The 3,290-nt window shown below is 67.6% G+C and carries 2 protein-coding genes and 1 pseudogene; all 3 read left to right on the top strand.

Annotated elements, in window-relative coordinates; genetic code table 11:
- Window positions 1-85 precede the first annotated feature (85 nt).
- A pseudogene (locus tag ACH107_RS31375) lies at window positions 86-340 on the top strand (cell division protein FtsQ/DivIB); the annotation flags it as partial.
- Window positions 340-1,674, top strand: coding sequence for a cell division protein FtsA (gene ftsA, locus ACH107_RS31370; protein WP_412509569.1), 1,335 nt, complete (start codon window positions 340-342; stop codon window positions 1,672-1,674). The pseudogene ACH107_RS31375 and the gene ftsA, both read left to right, overlap by 1 nt.
- Window positions 1,675-1,850: 176 nt before the next feature.
- The coding region (gene ftsZ, locus ACH107_RS31365; RefSeq protein WP_412509568.1) for a cell division protein FtsZ at window positions 1,851-3,290 on the top strand (1,440 nt) is incomplete at its 3' end.

Below are 3,290 nucleotides of genomic sequence, written 5' to 3'. Positions count from 1 at the left end.
AGAGGTAATCCGCGAAATCGAGAACCCTGTGTTCCGCACGAAGCGCGGCCAGAAACGCTTCTGAGATGTCCGACGGGCTGACGCAAAAGGCGTGGTCCGGGTGGGCGAGCGCCGCTGGGACGTGGTGCTGACCCGCGACCAGCGCATCATGCTGCCGGAACGCGACGCGGTCCGCGCGCTGGAACGGGTGATCGTCCTCGACCAGGTGCAGGACATGCTGGAGCGCGACGTGGTGGCGGTGGACATGCGGTTGGCCGAGCGGCCGACGATCCGGATGAGAGAGCGCGCCGTGGAAGACTGGTGGCGCGTGAAGAACACGACGACAGGGGCCGGGCAGTGATGATCGAGCTATACGAATCCCAACGGGCGATGCGCAACATGCGCAAGGCGGCGATACAGCGGGGCGTCGTGGCGGTGCTGGATGTAGGCACGTCCAAGATCGCTTGCCTGGTGCTGCGCTTCGACGGGGGCGAGCGGCTGGCCGGTGCCGACGGAATCGGCGCCATGGCGGGGCAGGCGGGGTTCCGGGTGATCGGCGCGGCGACCACGCGCTCGCGCGGGGTGCGCTTCGGCGAGATCGCGGCGATGGCGGAAACCGAACGCGCGATACGCACCGCGCTGCAGGCCGCGCAGAAGATGGCGCAGATCCGGGTGGATCACGTCATCGCCTGTTTCTCGGGGGCCGCGCCGCGCTCCTACGGGCTGGCCGGGCAGGTCGTGCTCGAGGGGACGACCGTTTCCGAGCAGGACGTGAGCCGGGTGCTCAGCGCCTGCGACGTGCCCGATTTCGGCGAGTCGCGCGAGGTGCTGCACGCCCAGCCCGTCAATTTCGCGCTCGATCACCGCTCGGGCCTGTCCGACCCGCGCGGCCAGATCGGGCAGAGCCTGTCGTCCGACATGCACATGCTGACGGTGGACGCGCAGGTGATCCAGAACCTCGCGCATTGCATCAAGCGCTGCGATCTGGAACTGGCCGGGCTGGCGAGTTCGGCCTATGTCAGCGGCGTCTCTGCGCTGGTGGAGGACGAGCAGGAGCTGGGCGCGGCCTGCGTCGATCTGGGGGGCGGCACGGCGGGCGTGTCGATCTTCATGAAGAAGCACATGATCTTTGCCGACAGCGTGCGCATGGGCGGCGATCACGTGACCGGCGACATCGCCAAGGGCCTGCAAATGCCCATGAGCACGGCCGAGCGCATCAAGACATTCTATGGCGGGGTCGTGGCCACGGGCATGGACGACCGCGAGATGATCGAGATCGGCGGCGAGACCGGCGACTGGGAGCACGACCGCCGCACCGTCAGCCGGGCCGAGCTGATCGGGATCATGCGCCCCCGCGTGGAGGAGATACTGGAAGAAGTGCGCGCCCGGCTCGACGCGGCGGGGTTCGACCATCTGCCAAGCCAGCAGATCGTCCTGACGGGCGGTGGCAGCCTCATACCCGGGCTTGACGGGCTGGCCAGCCGGATCCTCGGCCAGCAGGTGCGGCTGGGCCGGCCGATGCGCGTGCACGGCCTGCCGCAGGCGGCGACCGGCGCGGGCTTTGCCAGCGCGGTGGGGATGTGCCTTTTCGCCGCCAACCCGCAGGACGAGTGGTGGGATTTCGACCTGCCGGTCGATCGCTACCCGGCCCGGTCGCTGCGGCGCGCGGTCAAGTGGTTCAAGGACAACTGGTAACCGCAACATGTGGCGATATCGGCAAAATCCCGCGAAAATCAGTGAAAAAGTACCCATATTTGGTATCAAATTCGTGTTTTTTTGATGACGGCAGACGCCGCTATCGGTAAGGATAGGGGTGAACAGGCGGAAAAACGGCTTGTGCAGAGCAGGCTCAACAGCAGGCGGACAGAGCGATGACATTGAACCTCACCATGCCCGGACATGAAGAACTCAAGCCCCGGATCACCGTTTTCGGCGTTGGCGGGGCCGGCGGCAATGCCGTCAACAACATGATCGACAAGGAACTCGACGGTGTCGATTTCGTCGTCGCCAACACCGACGCGCAGGCGCTGAGCCAGTCCAACGCCGAAAGCCGCGTGCAACTGGGCGTGAAGGTCACCGAGGGTCTGGGCGCGGGCGCCAAGGCCAGCATCGGCGCCGCGGCGGCCGAGGAGTCGATCGAGCAGATCGTCGATCACCTTGCCGGGGCGCACATGTGCTTCATCACCGCGGGCATGGGCGGCGGCACCGGCACGGGGGCCGCGCCGATCATCGCGCAGGCCGCGCGCGAGCTGGGCGTCCTGACCGTGGGCGTCGTCACCAAGCCGTTCCAGTTCGAGGGCGCCAAGCGGATGCGGCAGGCCGAGGACGGGGTGGAGAGCCTGCAGAAGATGGTGGATACGCTCATCATCATCCCCAACCAGAACCTGTTCCGCCTTGCCAACGAGAAGACCACGTTCACCGAGGCCTTCAGCATGGCCGACGACGTGCTGTACCAGGGCGTCAAGGGTGTCACGGACCTGATGGTGCGCCCCGGCCTGATCAACCTCGATTTCGCGGACGTGCGCGCCGTGATGGACGAGATGGGCAAGGCCATGATGGGCACCGGCGAGGACGACGGCGAGGACCGCGCGATCCAGGCCGCCGAGAAGGCCATCGCGAACCCGCTGCTGGACGAGATCAGCCTGCGCGGCGCGAAGGGCGTTCTCATCAACATCACCGGCGGGCACGACCTGACCCTGTTCGAGCTGGACGAGGCGGCGAACCGTATCCGCGAGGAGGTGGACGCGGATGCCAACATCATCGTGGGGTCCACGCTGGACACCGGCATGGAAGGCGTGATGCGCGTCAGCGTCGTCGCCACGGGCATCGACGCAAGCGACGTGGCACACGACATCCCGGTGCCGCGCCGCACGCTGGCCGAGCCGCTGAAACCCGCGGCCGAGCAGATGGTCGCGCCCGAGACGGCCGAGCACGAGGCGCCGCAGGCCGAGGTGGCCGCGGACAGGGCCGAGCCGTCGCTTTTCAACGATCTCGACGCGGAACGCGCGGCGGCCGAGGACCAGATGGAGGACATCTTCGACCCCGAGGTCGAGCAGCCGCGCGAGGAGCCGGCCGCGATGGCGTCGGCGGACGACCTGCCGCCGCCGGCCTACACCCCGCAACGCGAACCGGGTGAGCCCGAGGACGCGGATCTCGACAATTTCATCGCGCCCCGCGCGCCGGAGCCCGGCACGCCGTCGCCCGAGGCGGTGAGAAGGCATCAACTGCCACCGGACCTTCGGAGTAGGCGATGGCGAAGCCGTAGTTGTCGTCAACTTCGGTCCCAGCAGCGTCGTCCTGCTGCGACACAT

This window comes from Roseovarius halophilus (ex Wu et al. 2025), assembly GCF_047086965.1.
Note: the sequence above shows the minus strand (reverse complement) of the source record. Positions and strands in the feature narration are given on the sequence as shown.

What these genes read in the sequence shown, in the direction of transcription:
- ftsA (WP_412509569.1), top strand. Translation starts at nt 340, where the DNA reads ATGATCGAGCTATACGAATCCCAACGGGCGATGCGCAACATGCGCAAG.